This is a genomic window from Cellulosimicrobium cellulans (assembly GCF_016907755.1).
In the GTDB taxonomy this organism is placed as follows: domain Bacteria; phylum Actinomycetota; class Actinomycetes; order Actinomycetales; family Cellulomonadaceae; genus Cellulosimicrobium; species Cellulosimicrobium cellulans_D.
In genome coordinates this window covers 834,506-859,721 of the sequence record NZ_JAFBCN010000001.1, presented here as the reverse complement: position 1 = coordinate 859,721, position 25,216 = coordinate 834,506, and the positions used below count along the sequence as shown (strand labels likewise).

21 protein-coding genes are annotated in these 25,216 nt (G+C 75.5%); 13 read left to right on the top strand and 8 right to left on the bottom strand.

What is annotated here, in order from left to right; all coding sequences use genetic code 11:
* Positions 1-52: 52 nt before the first annotated feature.
* Positions 53-2,119, bottom strand: coding sequence for an NHL domain-containing thioredoxin family protein (locus JOE63_RS03710; protein WP_204539250.1), 2,067 nt, complete (start codon positions 2,117-2,119; stop codon positions 53-55).
* A gap of 67 nt (positions 2,120-2,186) precedes the next feature.
* Between JOE63_RS03710 and JOE63_RS03705 the strand changes: the two genes are divergently transcribed.
* The 4 genes from JOE63_RS03705 to JOE63_RS03690 are packed head-to-tail and all read left to right on the top strand — an operon-like array spanning position 2,187 to position 6,029.
* Positions 2,187-2,405: a heavy-metal-associated domain-containing protein gene (locus JOE63_RS03705; RefSeq protein WP_087470795.1), complete on the top strand. Its 219-nt coding sequence runs from the start codon at positions 2,187-2,189 to the stop codon at positions 2,403-2,405.
* Complete coding sequence (locus JOE63_RS03700) at positions 2,402-3,370, top strand: heavy metal-binding domain-containing protein (protein ID WP_087470794.1); 969 nt, start codon at positions 2,402-2,404, stop codon at positions 3,368-3,370. The genes JOE63_RS03705 and JOE63_RS03700 overlap by 4 nt, the downstream gene beginning before the upstream one ends.
* 47 nt (positions 3,371-3,417) lie before the next feature.
* Positions 3,418-5,736, top strand: coding sequence for a heavy metal translocating P-type ATPase (locus JOE63_RS03695; RefSeq protein ID WP_204539247.1), 2,319 nt, complete (start codon positions 3,418-3,420; stop codon positions 5,734-5,736).
* Between the two features lie 26 nt (positions 5,737-5,762).
* Entirely contained in the window at positions 5,763-6,029 is a 267-nt protein-coding gene (locus JOE63_RS03690; protein WP_239576607.1) for a hypothetical protein, read from the top strand.
* A gap of 144 nt (positions 6,030-6,173) precedes the next feature.
* On the opposite strand, the gene JOE63_RS03685 is transcribed toward JOE63_RS03690, so the two are convergent.
* The 4 genes from JOE63_RS03685 to JOE63_RS03670 form a co-directional block, all read right to left on the bottom strand.
* Positions 6,174-6,434: a hypothetical protein gene (locus JOE63_RS03685; protein WP_087470792.1), complete on the bottom strand. Its 261-nt coding sequence runs from the start codon at positions 6,432-6,434 to the stop codon at positions 6,174-6,176.
* A 76-nt stretch (positions 6,435-6,510) separates the two neighbouring features.
* Entirely contained in the window at positions 6,511-7,599 is a 1,089-nt protein-coding gene (locus tag JOE63_RS03680; RefSeq protein WP_087470791.1) for a hypothetical protein, read from the bottom strand.
* Positions 7,600-7,705: 106 nt separating this feature from the next.
* Positions 7,706-10,033: a YhgE/Pip domain-containing protein gene (locus JOE63_RS03675; protein WP_204539244.1), complete on the bottom strand. Its 2,328-nt coding sequence runs from the start codon at positions 10,031-10,033 to the stop codon at positions 7,706-7,708.
* A complete protein-coding gene (locus tag JOE63_RS03670; RefSeq protein WP_307839920.1) occupies positions 10,030-13,104 on the bottom strand; it encodes an MMPL family transporter in 3,075 nt (1,024 codons plus the stop codon). Before JOE63_RS03670 ends, JOE63_RS03675 begins: the two co-directional genes overlap by 4 nt.
* Before the next feature lie 128 nt (positions 13,105-13,232).
* Between JOE63_RS03670 and JOE63_RS03665 the strand changes: the two genes are divergently transcribed.
* Together JOE63_RS03665 and JOE63_RS03660 are read left to right on the top strand one after the other, a co-directional pair.
* Complete coding sequence (locus tag JOE63_RS03665) at positions 13,233-13,937, top strand: TetR/AcrR family transcriptional regulator (RefSeq protein ID WP_087470788.1); 705 nt, start codon at positions 13,233-13,235, stop codon at positions 13,935-13,937.
* Between the two features lie 54 nt (positions 13,938-13,991).
* Positions 13,992-14,357 carry a VOC family protein gene (locus JOE63_RS03660; protein WP_204539236.1) on the top strand — a complete coding sequence of 122 codons (366 nt, stop codon included), beginning with the start codon at positions 13,992-13,994 and terminating at the stop codon, positions 14,355-14,357.
* Between the two features lie 16 nt (positions 14,358-14,373).
* On the opposite strand, the gene JOE63_RS03655 is transcribed toward JOE63_RS03660, so the two are convergent.
* The gene (locus JOE63_RS03655) at positions 14,374-15,150 is read right to left on the bottom strand and encodes a helix-turn-helix transcriptional regulator (RefSeq protein ID WP_087470786.1); all 777 of its coding nucleotides are present in this window, start codon (positions 15,148-15,150) and stop codon (positions 14,374-14,376) included.
* A gap of 50 nt (positions 15,151-15,200) precedes the next feature.
* On the opposite strand from JOE63_RS03655, the gene JOE63_RS03650 reads away from it, so the two are divergent.
* The 6 genes from JOE63_RS03650 to JOE63_RS03625 all read left to right on the top strand — a co-directional run bounded on the left by JOE63_RS03650 (position 15,201) and on the right by JOE63_RS03625 (position 19,273).
* A complete protein-coding gene (locus JOE63_RS03650; RefSeq protein ID WP_204539232.1) occupies positions 15,201-15,935 on the top strand; it encodes an alpha/beta fold hydrolase in 735 nt (244 codons plus the stop codon).
* Positions 15,936-16,132: 197 nt separating this feature from the next.
* Complete coding sequence (locus JOE63_RS03645) at positions 16,133-16,339, top strand: hypothetical protein (protein WP_087470784.1); 207 nt, start codon at positions 16,133-16,135, stop codon at positions 16,337-16,339.
* A 102-nt stretch (positions 16,340-16,441) separates the two neighbouring features.
* Positions 16,442-16,630 (top strand): hypothetical protein, encoded by a 189-nt coding sequence (locus JOE63_RS03640; protein ID WP_087470783.1) that lies wholly within the window; start codon positions 16,442-16,444, stop codon positions 16,628-16,630.
* 140 nt (positions 16,631-16,770) lie between these two features.
* The gene (locus JOE63_RS03635) at positions 16,771-17,328 is read left to right on the top strand and encodes an RNA polymerase sigma factor (protein ID WP_204539228.1); all 558 of its coding nucleotides are present in this window, start codon (positions 16,771-16,773) and stop codon (positions 17,326-17,328) included.
* A gap of 230 nt (positions 17,329-17,558) precedes the next feature.
* Entirely contained in the window at positions 17,559-17,960 is a 402-nt protein-coding gene (locus JOE63_RS03630; RefSeq protein ID WP_087470781.1) for a YciI family protein, read from the top strand.
* A complete protein-coding gene (locus JOE63_RS03625; protein WP_204539227.1) occupies positions 17,957-19,273 on the top strand; it encodes an RNA polymerase sigma factor in 1,317 nt (438 codons plus the stop codon). The genes JOE63_RS03630 and JOE63_RS03625 overlap by 4 nt, the downstream gene beginning before the upstream one ends.
* A 105-nt stretch (positions 19,274-19,378) precedes the next feature.
* Here the strand turns inward: JOE63_RS03625 and JOE63_RS03620 are convergent, their stop codons facing one another.
* On the bottom strand, positions 19,379-21,691 hold the full coding sequence (locus JOE63_RS03620) for a S9 family peptidase (protein ID WP_204539225.1): 2,313 nt from the start codon (positions 21,689-21,691) through the stop codon (positions 19,379-19,381).
* A 266-nt stretch (positions 21,692-21,957) separates the two neighbouring features.
* Between JOE63_RS03620 and JOE63_RS03615 the strand changes: the two genes are divergently transcribed.
* On the top strand, positions 21,958-22,959 hold the full coding sequence (locus tag JOE63_RS03615; protein WP_204539224.1) for a type IV toxin-antitoxin system AbiEi family antitoxin domain-containing protein: 1,002 nt from the start codon (positions 21,958-21,960) through the stop codon (positions 22,957-22,959).
* Positions 22,960-23,004: 45 nt separating this feature from the next.
* Here the strand turns inward: JOE63_RS03615 and JOE63_RS03610 are convergent, their stop codons facing one another.
* Entirely contained in the window at positions 23,005-25,152 is a 2,148-nt protein-coding gene (locus JOE63_RS03610) for a cytochrome c oxidase assembly protein (protein ID WP_307839919.1), read from the bottom strand.
* Positions 25,153-25,216: the final 64 nt, after the last annotated feature.

Sequence of the window (25,216 nt, the reverse complement as noted above, 5' to 3'; positions counted from 1 at the left end):
CTGGCCCTGGGCATGTCCGGCACCAGCCCGGGCCGGGCCCCGCGACGCCGGCCTACCCCCGCAGAGGCAGCGTGAGGGTCGGGACGTCGCCCGGCTCACCGCGGTCGACCACGCGGACCGGGACGCCCCAGTCCTGCTGCGCGAGGTGGCACGCAGGGAAGACGTCCGGGTCGGGCTCGCCTTCCGGGCCGAGCGGGACGACGTCGCACGACGCCGCCCGCGCGGTCACGTGGAGCACGCCCTCGCGGACCTCCGGGTTGATGACGAGGTCGCGCCCGAGCTCGACGCCCGTCCCCTCCCCGGACAGCAGCAGCTCGGGCGGCGTCGCGCTCACGCGCAGCTCCGTCGACGGACCGAACCGGTCGTCGAGCTTCTGCCCCGGCGCCGGGACGAACGGCACGTCGAGCCACAGCGGCCCTGCCCCGATGTCGGTGACGGGCCGCTGGGTGCGGTGCGCGCCGCCGTCGAGCACCTCGCCCGCGAGCGACGCGGGGAGCGCGACGCGGGTCAGCCGGTGCGCGGCGGACTCGACCACGAGCAGGTGGGCCTGGGGCTCGCCGTCCGGCCCCTCGCCCACCTGCACGACGACGCCGCTCGGCTCCGCGAGGCCCGTCGCCAGGGTCGTGACCTCGCCGGCGAGACGAGTCCCGGAGGTGTCGTCCCCGACGCTCCCGGCCTCCCCGGCCGCGGGCGCGAACCGGCGCAGCGCGCCGTCGTAGGTGTCCGCGACGACGACGCTCCCGTCGGGCAGGGTCGCGACCCCGAGCGGGTGCTGCATCAGCGCCTGCTCGGCCGGGCCGTCGCGGTGGCCGAAGTCGAACAGCCCCTGCCCGACGGCGGTGCGCACCTCGACGCCCCCGCCGGGCGCCGGGGTCACGCGGCGCAGCGCGGACGTCTCCGAGTCCGCGACCCAGATCGCCCGGTCCGCACCGACGGCCAGCCCGGACGGCTGGGCGAACCAGGCCGACGCACCGGGCCCGTCTTCCAGCCCCTCGTTCATGGTCCCGGCGAGGTGCGTCATCGATCCCTGCTCGCCGTCGAACGCCCACAGCGTGTGGTTCCCCGCCATCGCCACGACGAACGCCGCGAGGTCCTGCGACCAGGCCACGTCCCAGGGTGACGAGAGGCGCACGTCGAGCGGCGCGTACTGCCCGCCCGCCTCGGCCGGACCGTGGCTCGTGACATCGGCACCCCGTCGACCCTCCCGCAGCACGACGTTCTCGACCCCGCCGACCATGAACTGCTCGCCCGTCCCCGCGACGGTCGTCACGTGGCCGTCGGCGAGGCGCACGCCGCGCAGGACGTGGTTCGCCGTGTCCGCGACGACGACGTCGTACTCGAGCCACGACCGCAGCTCGACAGGGACGAGGCACAGCCCGTTCGGCTCGGCGAACCGCGCGTCGTCGGGGCCGCCGTCGGCGAGCCCGCGCTCGCCGGACCCGATGCGCCGGACGAGCGTCTCGCCGTCGGGCAGGAGCTCGGCGAGCGCGTGGTGCCCGGCGTCCGCGACGAGGAGGTTGCCGCCGGGCAGCTCGATCGCCTTCGCGGGGAAGCGCAGCGTGCCCGACGTCGGCGCGGGCGGCACGTACGGGCCGTCGCCGCGGTGCAGCGCGCCCTTCGCCTCGTGCTCGGCGACGAGCTCGTCGACCAGGGCGGCGATCGCGGACGCGTGCCCCTCCCCCGCCATCTGCGCGACGACGTAGCCCTCGGGGTCGATGACGACGAGGGTCGGCCAGGCGCGCGCGGCGTAGGCCGACCAGGTGACGAGCTCGGGGTCGTCGAGGACGGGGTGATGCACCTCGTACCGCTCGACGGCGGCCGCGAGCGCCACCGGGTCCGCCTCGTGCTCGAACTTGGGCGAGTGCACGCCCACGATGACCAGCACGTCGCGGTGGGCCTCTTCGAGCTCGCGCAGCTCGTCGAGGACGTGCAGGCAGTTCACGCAGCAGAAGGTCCAGAAGTCGAGGATCACGACCTTCCCGCGCAGGTCCGCGAGGGTGACGGTCCGGCCGCCGGTGTTGAGCCAGCCACGCCCGACGAGCTCGGACGCGCGGACGCGGGGAAGTCGTTCGGTGGTCACACCCCCATTGTCGCGCGACCTCCGACCCTTGACCCACATACCCCTGGTGGGTATATTCGCCATCGTTCGATACCCCGCCGGGGTATCCGGGACGAGGAGGAACGCGATGAGCATCGTCGAGATCGAGTACCAGGTGACCGGCATGACCTGCGGGCACTGCGAGATGTCGGTGCGCGAAGAGGTCGGGCAGGTGCCCGGCGTGACCGCGATCGACGTCAGCGCCACCACCGGTCGGCTCGTCGTCACGGCCGACCAGCCCCTCGACGACGCCACGGTCGTGGCCGCGGTCGACGAGGCCGGGTACCAGGCGGTGCGGGTGCCATGAGAGCCCCCGCCCGGATCGGGCTGTACGCCGCGGGGCTCGGCGTCGTGTTCGTCGCCTCCGCAGCGGTCGCCGGGGCCGTCGTCCCCGAGGGAGCAGCCCCGGCACCGGCCGCCTCGCACGCCCCCGACCAGCACGTCGCCACGAGCGACGACCCCGAGCAGGAGAGCACGAGAGGAACGGACATGACGCGCGGACTGTCCCTGGAGCAGGACGGGTACACGCTGGGCCAGATCACGGCTCCCGGGAGCGTGGGCGAGGCCGGAGAGCTGGCCTTCACCCTGACCGACCCCGACGGCGGTCCCGTCACGGAGTTCGACGTCGCGCACGAGCAGCGTCTGCACCTCGTCGTCGTGCGCTCCGACGGCGCGCACTTCCGGCACGTCCATCCCGTGATGGACGCGGACGGGCGCTGGTCGATCCCGTGGGCCTGGGACGCCGCCGGGACGTACCGCGTCTACGCCGACGCCGCGCCCAGCGCGGGCGACGCCGTCACGCTGACCCGCACGGTCGACGTCGCGGGCGACCTCGCCCCGGCCCGCGACGCCGAGGTCTCCACCACCGCGTCGGTCGACGGGTACGACGTCGCGCTCGACGGGCAGCTCGAGGCCGGCACGGTCTCCCGGCTGACCGTCGAGGTCACCCGCGACGACGAGCCCGTCACGACGCTCGAGCCCTACCTCGGTGCCTACGGGCACCTCGTCGCGCTGCGCGACGGCGACCTCGCCTACCTGCACGCGCACCCCGAGGGCGCCGAGCCGGAGTCGGGGCAGACGTCGGGCCCGACCGTGTCGTTCGGCGTCGAGGCGCCGACCCCGGGCCGCTACCTGCTGTACCTCGACTTCCAGGTGGAGGGCGAGGTGCGCACCGCGGCGTTCGTCGTCGAGGCGGCGCCCGACAGCGGCCCCGCCCCCGCGTCACAGGACGCCCCCGCGACCGGTCACGACCCGGCGTCGCACGACCACTGATCACCCGTGAGCCCGGCAGCACGCCGCCGGGCCGGAAGGAGGACCTCATGACGGCACCGGCCGCCCCGACCCCGGGGACGTTCGTGGAGCTCGAGATCGGCGGGATGACGTGCGCCTCGTGCGCCATGCGGATCGAGAAGAAGCTCAACCGGCTCGAGGGCGTCACCGCGACCGTGAACTACGCGACGGAGAAGGCGAAGGTCACCGTCCCGGAGGGCGTCGACGCCGCCACGCTCATCGCCGAGGTCGAGAAGACGGGGTACACCGCCCAGCTCCCCCGCGTCGAGGACCCCGACGTCCCGGCAGCGGACGAGGCGGACGACGCCGACCCGGAGCTCACCGCGCTGCGGCAGCGCCTGGTCGGGGCCGTGGTGCTCTCGGTCCCGGTCATCGCGATGGCGATGGTCCCCGCGCTGCAGTTCACGTACTGGCAGTGGGCCAGCCTCGTGCTCGCCGCGCCCGTCGTGGTGTGGGCGGCCTGGCCGTTCCACCGCGCCGCGTGGACCAACCTGCGCCACGGCGCGGCGACGATGGACACCCTCATCTCCGTGGGGACCAGCGCCGCGTTCCTGTGGTCCCTCTACGCGCTGTTCCTCGGCACGGCCGGGGAGCCCGGCATGACGCACCCGTTCACGCTGTCCGTCGCCCCCACCGACGGCGCCGGGAACATCTACCTGGAGGTCGCGGCAGGCGTCACGACCTTCATCCTCGCCGGCCGCTACTTCGAGAAGCGGTCCAAGCGGCAGGCCGGCGCCGCGCTGCGGGCCCTGCTCGAGCTCGGGGCCAAGGACGTCGCGGTGCTGCGCGACGGCGCCGAGACCCGCGTCCCGATCACCGAGCTCGCCGTGGGCGACGAGTTCGTCGTGCGCCCCGGCGAGAAGATCGCCACGGACGGCACGGTCGTGGCCGGCACGTCCGCCGTCGACGCCTCGATGCTCACAGGCGAGTCCGTGCCCGTCGAGGTGGGCGAGGGCGACGCCGTCACCGGCGCGACCGTCAACGCGGGCGGGCGGCTGGTCGTGCGCGCGACGCGCGTCGGCGGCGACACGCAGCTCGCGCAGATGGCCCGGCTCGTCGAGGACGCCCAGTCCGGCAAGGCCCAGGTCCAGCGGCTGGCCGACCGCGTCTCGGCCGTCTTCGTCCCCGTCGCCATCGCGATCGCCGTCGGCACCCTCGGCGCGTGGCTCGGTGCGGGCGCGCCCGCCTCGGCCGCGTTCACCGCCGCGGTCGCGGTGCTCATCATCGCGTGCCCGTGCGCCCTCGGCCTCGCCACCCCGACGGCGCTGCTCGTCGGGACGGGGCGCGGCGCCCAGATGGGCGTCCTCATCAAGGGCCCCGAGGTGCTGGAGTCCACCCGCACCGTGGACACCGTGGTGCTCGACAAGACGGGCACCGTGACCACGGGCGTCATGACGCTGACCGACGTCGTCACCGGCCCCGGGGTCGACCGCGCCGAGCTCCTGCGCCTCGCCGGGGCGCTCGAGGACGCGTCCGAGCACCCGGTCGCCCGGGCGATCGCCCGGGGCGCCGCCCAGGAGGTGGGCCCGCTCCCCGCGCCCACGGAGTTCACCAACGTCGAGGGCAAGGGCGTGCAGGGCGTCGTCGACGGGCACGCCGTCCTCGTCGGCCGCGAGTCCCTCCTCGCCGAGTGGGCGCAGCACCTCCCGCGCGAGCTCGCCGACGCCAAGGCCCGCGCCGAGGAGCAGGGTGGCACGGCCGTCGTCGTCGGCTGGGACGGGCGCGCCCGCGGCGTCCTCGTGGTGGCCGACGCGGTCAAGCCCACGAGCGCCGAGGCGATCCGCCAGCTCCGCGCGCTCGGCCTCACCCCGGTGCTCCTCACCGGGGACAACGCGACCGTCGCCCGCCGGATCGCGGCCGAGGTCGGCATCGACGAGGTCATCGCCGAGGTCCTGCCGCGCGACAAGGTCGACGTCGTCAGCCGGCTCCAGGGCGAGGGCAAGGTCGTCGCGATGGTCGGCGACGGCGTGAACGACGCCGCGGCCCTCGCCCAGGCGGACCTGGGCCTCGCCATGGGGACGGGCACGGACGTCGCGATCGAGGCCGCCGACATCACGCTCGTGCGGGGCGACCTGCGCTCGGCTGCCGACGCGATCCGCCTCGCGCGGCGGACGCTCGGCACGATCAAGGTGAACCTGTTCTGGGCCTTCGCCTACAACGTCGCCGCGATCCCGCTGGCCGCGCTGGGCCTGCTCAACCCCATGCTCGCGGGCGCCGCGATGGCGTTCTCCAGCGTGTTCGTCGTGGGCAACAGCCTGCGCCTGCGGTCGTTCCGGAGCCGGGCCACGAGCCCGGACCCGACGGCCACCACCCTGACCGCGCCGGCGGCACGGCTCGCCGGCGTCTGACCGCACCGACCCTCAGGAGGACCCGCATGTGCCACCCCCAGGACGACGCCCCGTCGCACGTGGACGCCGAGCCGGCCGACGCCTGTCACGCCCACACCGCACCCCGGGTGGGCTCCGTGCCCGACGACGACGTCGCCGAGTGCCCCGTCATGCCCGGCAGCACGACCGTGAAGGCGCACGCCGAGGCGGCCGGGCTCGTCCGTGACCACGAGGGCGTCCGTTACTGGCTGTGCTGCTCGTCGTGCGGCCCGCGCTTCGACGCCGACCCGGCCCGCTACGCCCCCGCCTCGTGACCTGGTGACGACGGTGACGACGGTGACCCGGTGACGCACTGACCTCGGCCCGGTGCCGCCCTCGAGGGTGCGGCGCCGGGCCGCTGCCCGTGCGACGACCGGCACTGCCGCTCGGGCCGGGCTCGGGCTGGAGAGTGGCGGGGCTCAGACGCGCGACGCCGTGACGTCCCCGACGACGCGGACCTCGACCTCGACGCCGTCGACGGTCTCCGGGACGTCGACGTCGTCCGAGGTCACGTTCACGCGCAGCAGCCAGTCGTCGACGACCTCCTGTGCCCGCGGACCACGTACCGGCGCGCCCGACGCGTCGGCGCGGGCGATGCCGACGCCGGTCACACCGTCGAGGCCCGCCAGCTCGTCGCGGAGCGCGGCCTTGGCCTCGCGGGCTCGTTCGAGCGTCGCCACGGCGAACCACCTCCCGACCTCATTGTGCGCCCGTCGGAGCGTTCGCGGCAGGGCCAGGAGTCCTCGTCAGGCGATGTCACCCGAGCAGCGTCGCGCCCAGCCGCTCGAGCACGGTCCCGATCGGGTTGCAGTACGTGAGGCCCGTGCCGTTCGCGCCGCCCGTCTCCGACCCCGCGAACAGCAGCCCCAGCGCGACCCCGTCCTCCCGGTACACGAGCGACCCCGAGTCGCCGCCGCGCGAGAACGGCCCGTCGCCCGTCGACTCGACCTCGATCTGGTCGTCGAACCGCAGCGCGCCCAGGCCGTCGCCGTAGCCCACCACGACGTCGTCGAGCTCGATGGCCGTGACGCGACCTGACGTGACGCCGGTGGTGCGTCCGGACTTGCCGACCACCTCGCCGCCCAACGCGACCGCCGTGTCCGTGACCCGGCCGACGGGGTACTCCGGGTCCACCGCCGGGTCGTCGAGGAGCGCGACGGCGGCATCGACGGTCTGCGTGACGCCCGCCTCCAGCGGGACGAGCGCGGCGAGGGTCCCGACGCGGTCGTCGGGCGCGCTGCCGCCGTCGGCGGGGCCGGGCTGCACGACGACGTCCCCGACCCGCGCGGACGGCGACCCCGCGAGCACGTGCCAGTTCGAGAGCGCGTAGACCGACGCGACGTCCGCGCCCTCCACGGGCGGCTCGCCGAGGCGCACGAACGCGCCGAGCGTCCCGGCGGTGACGTCCACGTGGGCGATCGAGACGCCCGGACGCAGCGGCCGCACCCGCCCGGTCTCGCCGGTCGCGTACGCCGTGACGACCGGCGGCCGCAGGCCCGGCCCGCTCTCGCTCGCGCCGCCCCGACCGGCGGCGCCGGCGAGCGGGCGGATCCGCCCCGTCCGTCGCACGTCGACGGTGTCCCCCGCCTCCGAGGCGACCTTGCGCGCGATGCTGCGCGCGGTCGGCACCCCGAGCCGGTACCGGACCGCGATGGCGTACCCGCCGTCGTCGTGCGGGGCGAGGCCGATCGCGAGGGTGGGCGCGCGCACGACCTCCGCGGCGTCGGGCACGTCGCGCGCCTCGATCGCCGTGTCCGACCGGCCCGCCAGCCCCGACCGCTCCGCGAGCTCGCGCGCGTAGTCCGCGAGCTGCGACTTGATCTCCCGTGCCTTCTGCTGGTCCATCGGTGCACCGTCCCCTCGCCCGACGGGCGGCTCCCGCCGTCCGCGTCCTGCCGAGCGAGTCTGACGGCAGCCGCCCACACCCGCACCGCGCCACGCCGACGACCCGTCAGGCGCGCAGGAGCTGCTCCACGCGGACCGACCGGCGGCGGGCGACGACGAGCGTCGTCACCGCCACGGACGCGAGACCCCAGAGCACGAGTGCGACGGCGTCGCCCGCGCCCCCGGCCGCGCCCGGGTCGACGATCGACGTGAGGAGGCGGAGCGCCGAGCCCACGGGCAGCAGGTCGCGCAGGCTCGTGAGCGCGGCCGGGACGGTCGCAACGATGCCGGTGGCGACGAGGAGCACCGCGACGAGCAGGCTGATCGCCCGCCCCACGTTCCCGAGCAGCGCGGCGAGCGCCTGGTTGAGCGCGACGAAGACCACCGAGGCGAGCGCCCCGACCGCGAGCAATCCGACCCAGCCGCCCACGCTCGCCCCCTCGACCGCGGCGAGGACGCCGCCGATCACGAGGCCGGTCGCGGCCGCGATCCCCGCCGGCAGCGCGAGCGCTGCCAGGGCGAGCCGACCCGCGGTCCGCGTCGACCCGAGCAGCTTGGCGGGCACGGGCGGGAACGCGACGAAGACCGCGAGCGCGCCGAGCCACAGCGCGAGGACGGCGAACAGCGGGCCGGTCGACCCGGTGCCGAGGTCCTCGACGCCGGGCGCGGCCACCGGGTCCGCGACGACCGCCGAGAGGTTCTCGCGCTCGGCGTCCGTGTACGACGGGATCTGCTCCGTCGCGTCGCCGAGGCCCTGCGCCAGCTCGGTCGTGCCGTCCGCGAGCTGCCCGACGCCGCCCGCGAGGTCACCCGCACCCGTCGCCAGGTCCTGGGTCCCGGTCGCGAGCTGGTCCGCGCCCGACCCGAGCGCCCCGACGCCTGTCGCGAGCCCGTCCGCCCCCGTCGACAGCTCGCCGGCGCCGCCGGAGAGCTGCGCGGCGCCGTCGGCCACCTGGTCCGCGCCGGTCGCGAGCTGCCCGAGACCGGCCGAGAGGTCGCGTGCTCCTCCGGCGACGCCCGTCGCGCCGGTGGCGGCCTGCGCCGCCCCGCCGGCGAGCCGGTCCGCACCCTGCGCGGCCTGGTCTACCCCGGCCGCGAGGGCGTAGAGCCCGGTGGGCCCGTTCGCGCCCGACGGCGCCCCGGCCAGGGCGGCGTTCCCCGCCGCGACCTCGGCCGCACCGACCGCGAGCGGCCGCAGCGCGGCGAGCTGCTGGTCGAGCGCGACGCACGCGGGCGACGTCGGGTCCGCCGCGCACCCCGCCTGGACCTTCTGCTGCTCGAGCCCGGCGACGACCTGCGCGAGCCCGCCCGCGACGTCGCGCGAACCCGTCGCGAGCCGGGTCCCGAGCGCCGGGAGCGACGTGGACCCTCCGCCCGGGAGGGGGACGGCCGAGATCGAGTCGTCGAGCGTGCGGAGCCCGCCCGCAAGGTCGGACGCGCCGCCCGAGACGCCCGCGACGCCGTCGGCCAGTCCCTGGGCGCCGGTCGCGAGCGAGCCCGCGCCGGACGCGGACTGCGCGACCCCGTCCGCGACCTGCCGCGACCCGGTGGCGACGCCCCGCGCCCCGGTCGCGAGGTCGCCCGCGCCGGACGCGAGCCGGTCCGCGCCCGAGCCGAGCTCGCCGACGCCGGACGCGAGCGCCCCGGCACCGGTCGCGAGCTCGCCCGCGCCGGACGCGAGCTGCGTCGCCCCGTCGCTCGCCTGGGACGCGCCGTCGGCGAGCTGGTCGGCGCCGTCCGCGGCCTCGCCGAGCTGCTCGTTCAGGGTCGTGAAGCCGACAAGCACGCCGTCCACGTAGTTCTCGGTGAGCGTCGTGCCGAGCACGGACGTCGCGGTGGTCGTGACGATGCGCGCGAGCGCCTCGTCCACGACGCGCCCCCCGGGCGCCGTCTCGACGGTCAGCGTGGCCTGGGTCGCGTCGGACGCGTCGCCGCTGAACGACGTGGCCGCCGCGGAGAAGTCCTCGGGGATCGTCACGACGGCCGAGTACGTGCCGTCGGCCAGCCCGGACGCGGCGTCGGCGGCGTCGGTGATGACCCAGTCGTAGTTCGTCGTGCCGGGGTCGGGCTGGACGGCGACGGGCCCGGTGTCCGTCGAGGCGGCACCGCCGCTCACCAGCCCGGCCGTGAGCTGGCGACCCAGCGGGACGGTCTGGCCCTCGACCTCGACGGGCTCGTCGAGGTTGACGATCGCGGCCTTCACCGTGTCGAGCCGCTCCTGCGGGTCCCACAGCGCCCACAGCAGCAGGCCGAGCACCGCGAGCGGCAGCGCGACGGCGGCGGCCACGGTCCACGCGCGCCGGGCGTCGACGCGGCGCGTCCGGGAGGCGGCGGGCGGCGGCACGTCCGGGGTGATCGGGTCGGTCTGCGCCGTGTCGGGCGGGAAGACGCTCATGCGGGCACCTCCTCGGTGCGCGGGCCGACGGCGGACGCCGGGTCGGCGGGGGCGGGCACCGCGTGGGTGGGGTCGGGGGCGTGCAGGTCGAGCACCTGGGTCCCGGGTGGCGCGAGGTCGGTGGGTGCGGGCCCGACGGCGCCCAGGACGACCGCCGTGCCGCGCTCGGTGGCCTGCGCGAGCACCTCGGCCAGCGCCGCACGCTCCGCGGGGGACGTGACGGCGTCGGTTCCCACGACGGCGAGCAGCCGCGGGCCCTCGCGCAGCAGCGCGGCGACGCTCGACGCCGCGGGCACGCGGTGCGCGGCGGGCGCGGGGGCGTCGCCGGGCAGGGCCGCGACGTCGGCCGCGAGGTCGACGAGCGCGACCCGCCGGCGCACGCTCAGCGCGCGCTCGGGCAGGACGAGGCCCGTCACCTTGAGCGCGCCGGAGGCCGGCCTGAGCCGTCCCGCGAGCGCCAGCACGACCCCCGACACCGCCGCGGGCGACCTGCCGTGCACGACGAGCGACCCGCCGTCGGGCACGCGCACCGTGACCTGGTCCGCGAGGGGGCCCTGTGCCCCGGCGACCACGAGGTCGTGCGCGACGACCGCGTCCGTGCTGCCCGGCTCCGGCCAGTCCGCGAGCGCGAGCTCCTTGGACAGCCCCTCGCCCTCGACGTCGAACGACGGCAGCACCCGGTCGAGCCAGCGCGGCATCCACCACGCCTTGTCGCCGAGCATCGCCAGCACGGCGGGCACGAGCGTCATGCGCACGACGAACGCGTCGACGAGCACGCCCACGGCGAGTCCCAGCGCGATGGGCTTGAGGCTCATGTCGCCCTCGGGCACGAACGCCACGAACACCGCGAACATGATGACCGCCGCCGCGGTGACGACCTTCGCCGACGCCTGGAACCCCGTGAAGATCGACCGCCGCGCCTTCCCGGAGTGGACGTAGTCCTCCCGGATGCGCGCCACGAGGAACACCTCGTAGTCCATCGCGAGGCCGAACAGCACGCCCATGAGCACGATCGGCATGAACGAGATGACCGGGCCCAGGCGGGTGACGTTCAGCGCGTCCGCGAGGAACCCGTGCTCGAACACGAGCGTCACGACGCCGAACGCCGCGCCCACCGAGAACAGGTAGCCGAGCGTCGCCTTGATCGGCACCGCGATCGACCGGAACACCATCGTCAGCAGCACGAGCGACAGGCCCACGACGACGAACGCGAACGGCAGCAGCGCCGCCCCGAGCTTCGCCGAGACGTCGATCCCCACCGCCGTGAAGCCCGTGACCGCGAGGTCCACGCCGTACGCGTCGAGGAAGTGGTCGTGCTGCGCGCGGATCTCCGTGACGAGGTCCTTGGTCTCCGCCGAGTCCGGCGCGCCCGTCGGCACGACCTGCACGATGCCCGTGTCCGCGGTGAGGTTGGGCGTCGCGAGCGGGACGTCCGCCACGCCCGGCAGGCCCGCGATCTCGTCGCCCAGGTCGTTCATGAGCCCGACCGGGTCCGTCGACGTGACGATCGTGCCCGTGACGATGAGCGGCCCGTTGAAGCCGGGGCCGAAGTGCTCCGACACCAGGTCGTACGTCACGCGCGCCTGGTTGTCCTCGGGCAGCGTCCCCGCGTCGGGCAGCGCGAGCTGCAGGTCCCGCGCCGGCAGCGTCAGCAGCACGATCGCCGCGACGACGAGCCCGATCGTCAGCAGCGGGACCCGCGTGACGGTCCGCACCCACCCCGCGAAGAACCGGTTCCGGTGCGCTGTGGTCTCCGTCGAGTTCAAGGCGGCTGTGGTCGGGTCCGCGGCGGCTGCGCCCGAGGTGCTCGGGCTACCATCCGCATCGCTCGTTCCTCGCGATGCTCCCGGCTCTCGGTCGCGATCCTCCTGCGTTCGCAAGCTCACTCCGGAGTCTCGCTCGATCAGGCCCACCACGCCCTTCGCATCCTCGGGCGCAGCCGCCGCTCGTCCGGCCCGTCGCCCGGGCGGCTCGGTCGCCCCGGCCGACCCTCCGCCGTCCGCTCCCGCAACCGCACGCCGTCGCCCACGTCCACGACGACGCGGGGCCTTCGGGCGGAGCCGCTCGCCCGCGAACCCCAGCATGGCGGGCAGCAGCGTGATCGAGACCAGGACGGCGAGTCCGACGCCGACGGCGGCGGCGACGCCCATGACGGTGAGGAACGGGATGCCGGCGACGCCGAGGCCGACGAGCGCGATCATCACGGTGAGGCCGGCGAAGATGACGGCGGAGCCCGCCGTCGCGACGGAGCGGGCGGCGGCCTCCTCGACGCTCAGCCCGCTCGCGAGCTCGTCGCGGTGCCGCGACACGATGAACAGCGCGTAGTCGATGCCGACGGCGAGGCCGAGCATGACCGCGAGCATCGGCGTCGTGGAGTTGATCTGCGCGACGGCGGTCGCGGCGAACAGCAGGCCCATGGTGACGCCGACGCCCATCACGGCGTTGAGGAGCGGCAGCCCGGCGGCGACGAACGAGCCGAACGTGAGCACGAGCACGACCAGCGCGACGAGGAGGCCGAGGGCCTCGGTGACGGTGAGCGTGGGGAACTCGGTGCTGAAGAGCTGTCCGCCGAGCGCGGCCTGGGCGCCGTCGGGCAGGGCGGCGGCCAGGTCGTCGACGACGTCGCCGAGCGCGTCCTTCGTGGCGTCGGAGACCTCGCTCTGCCCCTCGTCGAGCTGGATCGTCATGAGCGTCGCGACGTCGTCGTCGCTGATCGACGCGGTCATGGTGTCGTCGTAGGGCGAGGTGACGGCGGCGACGCCGGCGACGTCGCCGAGCGCGGTGACGGCGTCCTCCACGGGTGCGCGGACGGCGTCGTCCTCGATGGTGGAACCGTCGGGTGCGACCACGATGACCTGGGCGGACGCGCCGCTGACCTGCGGGAACGTGGCGGCGAGGCGGTCCAGGGCGGCCTGGGACTCGGTGCCGGGGATCGTCACCTCGTCGTCGAGGCCCTGGCCGACGAGGCCGGCGAGCGCCCCCGCGAGGACGAGGATCCCGATCCATGCGGCGAGGACGAGCCGGCGCGCCCCGACCGCCCAGCGGCCGAGCGAGTACAGCGCTGAGGACACGAGCGGCCTCCTGGGGAGAGTGCAGACGGATTTCAGGATACGCCGCTGTATCCGATGCGCGACCGTATCGGATACACTCATGTATCGCAAGGCCGCCCGGTGCGGACGGCCCGTCCGACAGTGGGAGCATGTCCGGCGTGACCACCGACCTCGACCCGACCCGAGTCGATCGCGGCACGGAGAGCGAGACCCCGCTCTCCCCCCGCCGCGAGCGCACCCGCGAGCGCCTGCTGGACGCCGCCTACGGGCTGTTCGCCGAGCACGGCATCAACGGCACGTCGATCGAGGCCGTCTGCGAGGCGGCGGGCTTCACCCGCGGCGCCTTCTACTCGAACTTCGACACCAAGGAGTCGCTGTTCCTCGCCCTCACCGAGCGCGAGATCCGGATGCGGATGCGGAGCCTCGAGGCTGCCGTCGAGCACCTGCCGGACGACCCGGTGCGGGACGGGGTCATCGCCCCCGAGGCCATCGCGACGATCGTCGCGGCCGTCATGGCGGACCCCCGCGACGAGCGCCGGTGGTGCCTCATGAGCGCGGAGCTCGAGCTGCTCGCGCTGCGCGACCCGCAGGTCGCAGAGCGGTTCGCCGACCAGGAGGAGTCGTTCCGCACGGAGCTGGCCGACATCCTCACCCGCGTGCTCACGAGCGTCGGGATGCGCTTCGCCATCGACGCCGCCGCGGCCACGCGCGTGCTCATCAGCGCCTACACGTCCGCGGCCAGGGACGCGTTCCTCGCGCCCGACGGCGACGAGGCCGCGCAGCGCGCGCAGGCCGCGGACTGGCTGCCTGCGCTCGTCGGGCGGCTCGTCGAACCGGACCCCGGCGCGGCCTGACGCATCCCGCCGACGCCGCGCGACCCTGTGGGTGGCGCACGTCACACTGGCGCCATGACACTCACCTTCAGCGGCGCCGTGGTCGACTGCGCCGACCCCGCCGTCGTGGCGGACTTCTGGCAGGCCGCGCTCGGCTGGACGGGGCGCGAGACCGGACCGCACGGCGAGGCCGTGCTCTACCCGCGCGACGGCGAGACGGTGCTCGGCCCGCCGAGCCTCGTCTTCCAGCGGGTCCCCGAGGGCAAGGCCGTCAAGAACCGCGTGCACCTCGACTTCTCGTCGTCCGCCCAGGCCGCGGACGTCGCGCGGCTCGAGGGGCTCGGCGCGCGCCGCGTCGACGTCGGCCAGGGCGAGCAGGAGACGTTCGTCGTGATGGCGGACGTCGAGGGCAACGAGTTCTGCGTGCTGCGCGGGGACTGACGGTCCGCCGGCGACGTCACGCCGGGTCGGGGTCGTAGACCGCCGCCGCGCCGGCGGGCGGCTCGCCGACGTCCTCGACCGGGCGGGGCGCGTACGTCTGGGCCGTGAGGTCGGCGCGCTCGACGCGTTCGAGGCGGAACCAGCGGATCGCCTCGCGCGACCGGCACCACGCGACGAGGTACCAGCGCCCCTCGGTGTGCGCGAGCAGCACGGGCTCGACCCGGCGCGCCGAGGTCGCGCCCCGGCCGTCCCGGTAGCGGATCGCGAGCACGCGCGCCCCGGCCAGCGACTGCTCGACGGCGCGCAGCACCCCGAGGTGCGAGCGGGCGCGCCCGACGACGTCCCCGCCGCCGTCCGCGCCGTGCGACGTGCCGTCGTCACCGGGCGGCGCGGAGCTCGCCTCGTGCCGCACCCACACGCGCGCGGCGAGGGCCTCGGCCCGCGCGCGGTCGCCGGTCGCGAGCGCGTCCCACACCTTGCCCCGCGCGGCGAGCGCGTCGACCGCGAACGGGCTGCCCGGCGGGAGCGTCGCGAGCGCGACCGCGACGGCGACGGCCTGCCCGGGCGTGAAGTTCACCGGGGGCAGGGAGGCGCTCGGATCGAGCACGTAGCCGCCGCCGGGTCCCGCCTGCGCCCAGATCGTCAACCCGGCCTGCTGCAGCGCGGCGACGTCGCGCTTGATCGTCCGCTCGCTCACCTCGAGCGCTGCCGCGAGGCGCGGACCCGTCGTGCCGGTGCGCCCGGCCCGCCGCAGCTCCTCCGCGATCGCATAGAGACGCTCCGTCCTGTTCATCGGACGATGGTGACAGACAGGTGTCACCGATGCCCTGCGAGGGTGGGTCCATGAGCAACCACGACCCGAGCCAGCCCCTCCACGTCGTCCTCGTCCCCGGCTTCTGGCTGGGCGCCTGGGCGTGGGACGACGTCGTCCCCCACCTCGAGGCCGCCGGCCTCGTCCCGCACGCCGTCACGCTCCCGGGCATGGACCCGGGCGCGACCGCACAGGACCGCGCCCACGTCACGCGCGACGACCACGTGGACACGGTCGCGCGGCTCGTCGAAGGGCTCGACGGACGGGTCGTGCTCGTCGGCCACAGCGGCGGCGGGCCGGTCGTGCAGCAGGTCGCCGACCGCGACCCGGCCCGGATCGAGCGGATCGTGTACGTCGACACCGGCCCCCTCGTCGACGGTGCCGCGCTCTCCCCCGACCTCCCGGCAGAGGCGGCGGACCTCCCGCTGCCGGACTGGGAGGCGCTGGCCGAGGGCGGGTCGAGCCTCGACGGGCTGGACGACGCGGCGCTCGCGCGGTTCCGCGAGCGCGCGGTGCCGACGCCCGGCCCGGTCGCGCGTGGCCCGGTGCGCGTGACGAACCCGGCACGCCTGCGGGTCCCCGCGACCGCGGTCTGCTCGTCGATCCCTTCCGCGGTGCTCGCCGAGCTGGCAAACCCCGGCCCGCCGCTGCACACCGAGCTCGGCGAGCTCACCGACCTCACCTACGTCGACCTGCCCACCGGGCACTGGCCGATGTTCTCGCGCCCGCGCGACCTCGCGGCCGTCCTGGTCGACGCGGTCTCCTGACCGGCGCTCCTCGCAGCACGGTGCCCGTCGCGGGCCGGCCGCACGGTACGTGTCGTGCGGCCGGCCCGTGCGACCGGCATCACACGTTCTCCGGAAAAAAGTCACCGAACTCGCGTCACAGACGGGGACTTGTGCCGTCTTGTCGGGTGGAAGCGGTCACCAGGCCGCCCGAAGACCGACCGACGACGAGACGGACCATGCACGACACCCTGCCCTCCGCCCCCTCGCGCACCGAGGTGCGCACGGCCCTGCTCTGGGCCCTCGAGCACGACCGCGACGCCCTGCTGGAGCACCGCGAGACGACCCAGCACTGCGCGTGGGCCGCGGCCCGGGGTGCGGCCGACCGGCGCCTCGTGCGCCGCTGGCGCGCGGCGTTCGCCCCGCTCCCGTCCAGCGTCGCCTGACGCGAGACCCCCGGACCCGGACCGCACGCGCGCATCCGTCCGGGGGCACGCGGACGAACCCCGGACGAGAGGGCACGTCCGCCCCCTCGGGAGGAGGTCCCCATGTTCGCGTCGCTCGCCGCCGGATCCGGCGGGACGATCGGTGTCTCGGGGATCGGGAACGGCATGTCGCAGTGGTTCCTGATCTTCGGCGCGCTCATCATCACCGCGATCCTCGTCGGCTCGATCTACGAGCTCGGCAAGGCCGTGCACGACCGGCACGTCCACCAGCGCCGTCCGGTGCACCGCTGACGCCCGCCTGAGCACGGCCGCCCGCGCACCGTCACCACCGCCCCGAGCCCCCGCACCGCGCACCCGACCTCGCGTCCCGCGCCGCGGCGTCGGACACTGGGAGGAGGACGACGAGGACCGGTGACGCGATGGTCGGGACCGTGGCACGTGTCCCCCGCGCCGCGCAGGGCGCGAGGCGGGTCGAGCGCGCGCTCGACGGCGTCGCCGACGACGGCCGCGGGCTCGACCTTCCCGCCACGTACTCCCGCTGGGCCCCGCTCGTCCGGGCCGTCGTCGCGCGGCGCCTCGGCGACCCGTCCGACGCCGACGACGCGACCCAGCTCGTGTTCCTCGCCGCGTGGCGCTCGCGCGACCGGTTCGACCCGGCGCGGGGCGAGGTGCCCGTGTGGCTCCTGGGCATCGCGCGCCACGTCGCCGCCGACCTCCTCACGGCGCGGGCGCGCGAGGCCCGACGGCGCGAGGCCGCATCGCGGGGCCGTCCCGTGACGGCCGTCCCCGACCCGGCCGACGACGTCGCCGCGCGGGTCGACATGGAGGGGGCGCTGCGACGCCTGGCCCCCGAGCGGCGCCGGGTGGTGCGCCTGGTGTACGCGCAGGGCCGCACCCACGCCCAGGTCGCGGCCGAGACCGGCCTCCCCCTCGGCACGGTCAAGAGCCACGCGCGCCGCGGCCTGGCCCAGCTCCGCGCCAACCCCTGACCCGCCGAGAACGACGTTGCTGTCGGAATACGGCCGATGACGACAGCAACGTCGTGCTCGACAGCGCGGCACGTCGTTCTGGTCGGGCTGCAGATGTTCGTCACGTCGCCGCCGTGTGATGTGATCCAGATCACACAGATCCATGCCCGAGGCGTGTCGGGAGCGGGCCGTCGGTTCCGACCTCCCCGTGACGGCGCCGACGGGGCGCCGACCGACGAAAGGGAACGACCATGAGGTACATGCTGGTGAAGACGTACACCCAGGCGGCGCACTGCGACCTCCCGATCCACGAGTGGGCGCCGGAGGACATCGAGGCGCACATCGCGTTCCAGCGGGCGCTCGGCGAGCAGCTCGCGGCGTCGGGCGAGCTCGTCGACGCCCAGGGCCTGGCCGGGCCGGACCAGGCCGTCGTCGTCGTGTCCGACGGCCGCGCGGCCCCCGTCGTCACCGACGGCCCGTTCCCCGAGTCGAAGGAGTTCCTCGCGGGCTACTGGATCGTCGACGTCGACAGCCAGGACCGCGCGGTCGAGATCGCGGCGCAGGCGTCGGCCGCACCTGGCCCTGGAGGCGCCCCGATCGGCGAGTACATCGAGGTCCGCCAGGTCATGAGCGCACCCGCGTCCGAGCAGTGACCACCACGTCCCCCGAGCCGGTCGACGACCTGCTGCGGGACCTCCGGCCGCGCGTCCTCGGCCTCCTGGTCAGGCGCTGCGGCGACCTCGCCGACGCCGAGGACGCGCTGCAGGAGGCGCTGCTCGCGGCCGCGACCCGCTGGCCGGTGGACGGGCTCCCCGACGACCCGCGGGCCTGGCTCGCGCGCGTCGCGGAGCGCCGGCTCGTGGACACGGTCCGGGCCGACGTCGCGCGGCGCCGTCGGGAGGAGACGACGGCGCGGCGCGACCCGACGTCGGCGCGGCTCGCCCCGGCCGGGCTCACGGGCGCGGCCGGGGCCTCGCCGGCACCGGACGCGCCCGACGGGGTGCCGGGAGAGTGCGCCGACGGAGCGGGACCGGGCGACGTCGACGACTCGCTCACCCTCTTCTTCCTGTGCTGCCACCCCGACCTGCCGCCCGCCAGCGCCGTCGCGCTGACGCTGCGGACCGTCGGCGGGCTCACGACGGCGGAGATCGCCCGCGCGTTCGGCGTCCCCGAGGCGACCATGACGCAGCGCATCACGCGTGCGAAGCGCAGACTCGCCGCGCTCGACCGCCCGTTCGCGACACCGGGGCCCGGCGAGTGGGACGCGCGGCTCGCCGCCGTCCTGCGCGTGCTCTACGTCGTGTTCACCGAGGGTCACACCGCGACCTCGGGACCGTCACTGCGGCGCGCGGACCTGTCCGGCGAGGCGATCCGGCTGGCCCGCACGGTGCACACGCTGCTGCCGGACGACCCGGAGGTCGGCGGCCTGCTCGCGCTCATGCTCCTCACGGACGCCCGGCGCGACACCCGGACCGGTCCACGCGGCGAGCTCGTGCCGCTCGCCGAGCAGGACCGTTCCCGCTGGGACCGCACGGAGATCGTCGAGGGCGTCCGGATCGTCACCGCGACGCTCCCCCACGGGCTCGTCGGGTCGTACCAGGTGCAGGCGGCGGTCGCGGCGCTGCACGCGCAGGCGCCGAGCACGGACGCGACGGACTGGGAACGGGTCCTCGCGCTGTACTCGGTGCTGGAGCGCCTCGACCCGAGCCCGCACGTCACGCTCAACCGGGCGGTCGCGGTCGCGATGGTCGACGGCCCCCGCGCGGGCCTCGCCCTCCTCGCCGGCCTCGACGACGCCCTCGCGACGAGCCACCGCCTGCCCGCCGTGCGCGCGCACCTGCTGGAGCGGGCGGGAGAGACGCGCGCCGCCGTCGGGCAGTACGTGGCCGCCGCCGCGGCGACGCCGAGCCCCGCGGAGCGCGACTACCTCACGCTGCGCGCAGCCCGCCTCCGCACCCTCCCCTGACGCGTCCCCCAACACGTCCCCCTCAGGGCGTCGACCACGAGGTTGCTGTCGTCATCGAGCCGATATCGACAGCAACCCCGTGCTCGAGAGCGCGTGGACCCGTGCTCAGCCGAGCGTCGTCGGCAGCTCGGCGTCGCCCTCGCCCGGCGTGGCACCGAGCACGTGCTCGGCGAGGAACGCATGCACCACCTGGTACCAGACCTTCGCGTGCTGCGGCTGGAGGACCCAGTGGTTCTCGTCCGGGTAGAACAGGAACCGGTGGATCGTCTCGCCGTCGGCCCCGGCGGGCAGGCCCGACGACTCGAGCAGCTCGTACCAGAGCCGCAGCCCCTCGCCGATCGGGACGCGGTAGTCCTTGTCGCCGTGGATCACGAGCATCGGGGTCACGATGTCGCCCACGAACCGGTGCGGGCTGTTGTCGAGCGCCATCTCCGGCGTCATCTCGCGCGCCCAGTAGTACGCGTGGTCCGTCGTCGGGCCGAACTGGTCCAGCGCCCACAGGCTCGCGTGCGTGACGATCGCGCGGAAGCGGTCCGTGTGGCCCGCGACCCAGTTGGCCATGTACCCGCCGAACGACCCGCCCATCGCGGCCGTGCGCGACGCGTCGACCTCCGGACGCGCCTCCACCGCGTCGGTGATCGCGAGCAGGTCGGTGTACGGGGCCTTGCCCCACGCGCCCCACCCGCGCTGCACGAAGTCCTGCCCGTACCCCGTCGACAGCGCCGGGTCCGGCAGCAGCACCGCGTACCCGCGCGCGACCATCAGCCACGGGTTCCAGCGCCAGCTCCACGCGTTCCACGACCCGAGCGGGCCGCCGTGGATCCACAGCAGCAGCGGCGCCGGGTTCTCCGCCGACGCACCGTGCGGCAGGGCGAGCCAGCCGCGCACGCGCACGTCGTCCGCCGCGGCGGTCTCGACGTCGACGAGCGTGCCCGGGAGGTCGGGCGTCGCGACCGGGCCGCGCAGCGGCGTCGCGGGCACCGGGGTGCGGCCGCCCGCCTCGCCGGAGCCGAGGAACGCCCCGACGTCGATGCGCACCGGGTGCGACGGCTCGAGGTAGCTCGTGCGCAGCGCGTAGGCCGTGCGTCCGTCGGGCGCGACCTGCACGTCCGTGAAGACGGCGTCGGCGCTCGTCACGCGCTCGGCGGTGCCGTTCTCCGTCGCGCCGTCCGGGGAGAAGGCGACGAGGAAGACCGGCCCGCGGCCGTCGTCGTCGGCCGTGACGAGCAGGCCCGAGCCGTCGGGGAGCCAGCGCAGCGACGTCGGCCAGCGGTCCCAGTGCGGCACGAGCGTGCGCGGGGTCGCGTGGTTCTCGGCGCGCGTCGTCGCGGAGTCGTCGTGCACGGCGGGGACGTCCGCGGTCGACACCCCGGCCGGCCCGTCCGGCGCGTGCAGCGGCACGACGGCGAGGCTCTCCTCCGGCGCCTGGTGCGGCGTCGAGATCGTCTCGCGCACGAACGCGACCCACGCGCCGTCGGGCGAGATGCGCGGCCAGTGCGCCTCCGCGCTCGGCTCGTCGACGAGCGTGCGCCGTGCGCCCGTCGCGGTGTCGATCGCGACGAGCGTGTTGCGCACCTGCGGCCCGGGGCCGGCGACCTGCCAGGTCGTGACGAGGGTCGTGCCGTCGGCGGACAGGTCCGCGGAGTGGTCGTGCAGCGCACGGCCCGGGGCGCTCCCCTGCCCGACGCCGCGGGTCACGTCGTGCAGGTCGAGGAGCCGGGGGTCGTGGGCGGCTGCCTCCCGTCCGGCATCCTCGGCGGAGGACCCGGCCGGGTCCGGGAGCGGGTGCGCGGGCTCGTCCACGAGCGCCGTGAGGTCGCCGACGAACCGGTGCGCCTCGTCCGGGCCGCGGTCGTGGTCCCACTGGCGCACCGGGTACGCGCTGTGCAGGATCGCCGCGACCTTGGCGTCCTTGCGCGCGGACCGGAGCTCGGCGTCGTGCGCGAGGTCGCGCGCGCTCGGCAGCACCGACGCCGCGACCGAGACCACCGGCGCGTCCGTCGCGGCGAGCGGGCCGCTCACGCCCGCGGGCGCCGTTGCGACGACGCGCGCCTCGCCGCCCCCGGCCGGGAGCAGCCACAGCGCGGCCTTCGGGTCGTCGTCGGACCCGCCGTCCGGGTCGGGCCGTGCCGACGTGAACAGGACGTCACCCGCCCCCGTGAACGTCGCGCTCGACTCCCCCTTGGTGCTGCGCGTGAGCCGACGCGCCGGGGCCTCCCCCGCCGGGTCGACCTCCCACAGCGCGGTCCGGTACCCGGTGCGCTGCGGGTCGAGCGTCTGCACGGTCGTGACCAGGCGCGCCCCGTCGGGCGAGAGCGCGAGCCCCCCGACCCGAGGGATCGCGAGGTAGTGGTCGAGATCGTGGAACGGGGTCTCGGAGGGGCCGGAGATACCGGGCGTGGCGGCGTCGTTACTCACCCGTACGTCCTATCACGGCAGCGCCCCCCACCCCGACCTTGCCGAACACGAGGTTGCTGGCGTTCTGGGGCCCAGAACGCCAGCAACCTCGTCCTCGACACCGCGCAAGGTCGTGGTCGGGGCGCCCGCGCGCACCGAGGGCTCGGGCTGTCGTCCCCGGGGTACGCGGAACGGGGCCGTCCACAGGGCCCCGTTCCGTGATCGCTGTCCACAGCCTGCGCACCCCGCCGGTGCGCGGCCGGGCAGGCCTCTGGTCAGATCCGGAGGTGCGCACACTGACCACCGTCCCGACCGAGCTCCTCGTCCTCGCCGAGCATCAGGCGGGGCTCGTCTCCGCCTCCCAGTGCGACGCGCACGGGGTGAACGCGAACCGCCGCTCACGACTCGTCGACCAGGGCCGCTGGCGCCGACCCACGCGAGGGGTGTTCGAGGCGATGCCGGGGCTGGTCGCGCCATCGGACCCCCGGGTGCACGACCACCTTCGGCTCCGGGCCGCCTGGCTCGCGCTCCTCGCGTACGGACCCGAGGCGATCGCCGTCGGCCCGTGCGCGCTCGTCCTTCTCGGTGTCCAGGGGATCAGCACGCGCGTCGTGCCGCAGGCGACGCTCCCCGGGGCGCGGGGAGCGCTGCCGCGCGACGGGATCCGGCTGCGCCAGTTCGACGACGGGATGACCGTCGTCCAGGTCGCCGGCCGATTCGTCGCGAGCCCCGACTGGGCGCTGGCCCAGGCGGTCCCGGAGATGGGCCGGCGACGTGCCGTCGCGGCGATGGACAGCGCCGGCCACCTCGGGCTCCTCGACGCCGACGGCCTGGCTCGCGCCCACGACCTCGCCCGGGGGCGGCGGGGTGTCGCGCGGACGCACGCCTGGTGGGCCGAGTCGGACGCGCGGTCCGAGTCACCGCTCGAGACGTTCGCTCGCCTGGAGTGCGCGGACGTCGGGCTGGCACCCGACGACCTCCAGGTCGACGTGGTCGACGACGGCACGTTCGTCGGGCGCGGAGATCTCGGGTGGCGGCTGCCCCGGGGGCGGTGGCTGATCGGCGAGATGGACGGGACGGACGTCCACGGCTCGCCCGACGCGCTCCTGCGCGACCGCTCGCGTCAGAACGCGCTCGTGAGCCACGGCGGGGTGGAGGTTCTTCGCTTCACCGGTCGGGACCTGATGCAGCCCGGGACGAGCCGGCCGGGTCGCATGACGACGTCGCTGCGTCGCCACCTCGCACGAGCACGAGGCTCCGCGCTGTCGAACACGGGGTTGCTGTCGTGATCGGTCCGATAACGACAGCAAGGTCGTGTTCGGCGGGGAGGGGGGTCAGTCGTCGCGCTTCGACATCTCGGCGAGCATGGCGTTGTACTCCTGGAGCTCGGCGTCGCCGTCGCGGTCGGCCTGGCGGTCGCTCCGCCGGGCCTCGCGCTCGTCGGAGCGCGTCCACATGACCGCGACGACGATCGCGAGGATCAGCGTCGGGAGCTCGCCGATGCCCCAGGCCACGCCGCCGCCGCGCTGCTGGTCGGCGATCGCGCTCGGGCCCCACTCGCGGCCGAGCAGACCGAACCACTCCGGCACGAGCAGCACCTCGCCCGACGTCAGCGCGACGCCGAAGAACGCGTGGAACGCCATGGTCGCGAAGAGCAGGAGCAGCCGCTGCGGGTAGGGCGGGCGGTGCGGTCCGGGGTCGATCCCGACGAGCGCGTTGGCGAACAGGTACCCCGCGAGCGTGAAGTGCGCGAGCATCGCGAGGTGCCCGGCGTACGTCGTCAGGGCGTACTCGAACGCGGGCGTGTAGTAGAAGACGATCATCGAGCCGGCGAAGTTCACCGCGGCGACGATCGGGTTGGCGAAGAACTGGCCCACGCGCGACGTCACGATCGCGAGCACCCACTCGCGCGGCCCGCGCGACCCGTCCTTGCGCGGCGGCACGGCGCGCAGGAGCAGCGTCACGGGCGCTGCGAGCACGAGGAAGATCGGCACGACCATCGCGAGGATCATGTGCTGGACCATGTGCGCGCTGAACAGCACGTGGCCGTACATGGCCGGTCCGCCCGAGGTCACCCAGAAGAGGATGAGGATCCCGACGCACCAGGACACGGTGCGCCCTACGGACCACGAGTCGCCGCGCTTCGCGAGGCGGCGCACCCAGCGCAGGTAGACGACGAGCGCCGCGACGCACGCGAACGCGGGCAGCAGGTCCCAGCGCCACTCGGTGAACCAGCGCGCGAGCGTCGGCTCGGGCGGCAGCGCGTGCCCGGTCACCTGATACGCGGCGGAGGTGTCGAGCGGCTCCTCCTGCGGCACCGGCGGCGCGGTCGACCCGAGCGCGACGGCGACCCCGGACACCGCGCCCATGATCGCGAGCTCGACCGCGACGAGGCGCCAGAACAGCCAGCGCGTACCCTCGGCGGCGGCGCCCTTCGCGCCCGTGGGCGACGACGTCGCCGCCTTGCTCGACAAGCCGTTCGACGAGACCTTCGCCGCGGGCTTCGAGGAACCCTTCGACGACGCACCGCCGGCGCCCGGCCGCGCGACCGCCGTCGGGCCGGAGAGCCGCCGCACGACGAGCTCGCGGTGCGCGAACCCGACGGCACCGAGGACCAGCAGCAGGGCGAGCTTGGTGAGCAGGAGGATGCCGTAGTCGGTGGTCAGGCCCGCGAGCGTGTCGACGCGCAGGCTCGCGTTCGCGATGCCGGAGACGGCGACGGCGACGTAGCACCACAGCGCGATCGCGGAGTACCGCGCGACCGACGACGCGAAGTCGGCGCGTCCCAGCCCGCCGCGCACGCGCACGACGGCGAGCGTCCCCAGGCCGCCGACCCACAGCGCCGCCCCGGCCAGGTGGAGGAACATCGAGGAGACGGCGAGCTCGTGGCTCACGGCGCCCGCGGCGTGGCCCGTGTTCGCCTGCATCGCGATCGCGACGAGCGCGAGGGCAGCCGTCCACATCGCGCCCGTGGCACCGCGCACCGCGAGCGCGGCCGCGGACGTCAGCGCCGCGACGACGATGATCGCGAGGTAGTTGCGGCCCAGGCTGACCTGCGAGACGAAGAGGCCGAGCTGGTCGCCGAACGTCGGGCCCGTGATCGGCGTGCTCGAGATCGAGGAGTAGCGCAGCACGACCTGCACGACCGACAGCACGGCCCACGTCGCCGCCGCCGCGCCCGCGACCCCGAGCGCCTTGCGCACCGGCGTCCCGGCGGGCAGCACGCACGCCGCGAGGACGAGCGAGCCGAGCGTCAGCGCGACGGCGAGCTCGGTGAGGACCGTGACGACGGGCGTGCCGAGGCGCGCGAGCGCGCCGGGGTCGGGGAAGCCGGCCGGGACGGTGAACGCGGCCGAGAACGCGCCGGCGGCGAGCACCGCGACGACCGCGACGACGACGGCGAACGGTCCGGCGAGGACGAGCCACCACGGGTTCGCGGGTCGGGCGTCCGACGGCGCGCGGCGCAGGGCAGTCGTGGTCACCGGACCAGGGTAGCGAGCGCGCGGACCCCTCCGGTCATCGCCTGTGGACGACGGCGGTCACGAC

Bases quoted from the DNA above. Each gene is read 5' to 3' on its own strand.
- JOE63_RS03640 (WP_087470783.1), top strand. From the start codon at position 16,442: ATGTTCGCGTCGCTCGCCGCCGGATCCGGCGGGACGATCGGTGTCTCG.
- JOE63_RS03660 (WP_204539236.1), top strand. From the start codon at position 13,992: ATGACACTCACCTTCAGCGGCGCCGTGGTCGACTGCGCCGACCCCGCC.
- JOE63_RS03680 (WP_087470791.1), bottom strand. From the start codon at position 7,599: ATGGACCAGCAGAAGGCACGGGAGATCAAGTCGCAGCTCGCGGACTAC.
- JOE63_RS03655 (WP_087470786.1), bottom strand. From the start codon at position 15,150: ATGAACAGGACGGAGCGTCTCTATGCGATCGCGGAGGAGCTGCGGCGG.
- JOE63_RS03645 (WP_087470784.1), top strand. From the start codon at position 16,133: ATGCACGACACCCTGCCCTCCGCCCCCTCGCGCACCGAGGTGCGCACG.
- JOE63_RS03695 (WP_204539247.1), top strand. From the start codon at position 3,418: ATGACGGCACCGGCCGCCCCGACCCCGGGGACGTTCGTGGAGCTCGAG.
- JOE63_RS03705 (WP_087470795.1), top strand. From the start codon at position 2,187: ATGAGCATCGTCGAGATCGAGTACCAGGTGACCGGCATGACCTGCGGG.
- JOE63_RS03690 (WP_239576607.1), top strand. From the start codon at position 5,763: ATGTGCCACCCCCAGGACGACGCCCCGTCGCACGTGGACGCCGAGCCG.
- JOE63_RS03650 (WP_204539232.1), top strand. From the start codon at position 15,201: ATGAGCAACCACGACCCGAGCCAGCCCCTCCACGTCGTCCTCGTCCCC.
- JOE63_RS03630 (WP_087470781.1), top strand. From the start codon at position 17,559: ATGAGGTACATGCTGGTGAAGACGTACACCCAGGCGGCGCACTGCGAC.
- JOE63_RS03700 (WP_087470794.1), top strand. From the start codon at position 2,402: ATGAGAGCCCCCGCCCGGATCGGGCTGTACGCCGCGGGGCTCGGCGTC.
- JOE63_RS03665 (WP_087470788.1), top strand. From the start codon at position 13,233: ATGTCCGGCGTGACCACCGACCTCGACCCGACCCGAGTCGATCGCGGC.
- JOE63_RS03710 (WP_204539250.1), bottom strand. From the start codon at position 2,119: ATGTGGGTCAAGGGTCGGAGGTCGCGCGACAATGGGGGTGTGACCACC.
- JOE63_RS03675 (WP_204539244.1), bottom strand. From the start codon at position 10,033: ATGAGCGTCTTCCCGCCCGACACGGCGCAGACCGACCCGATCACCCCG.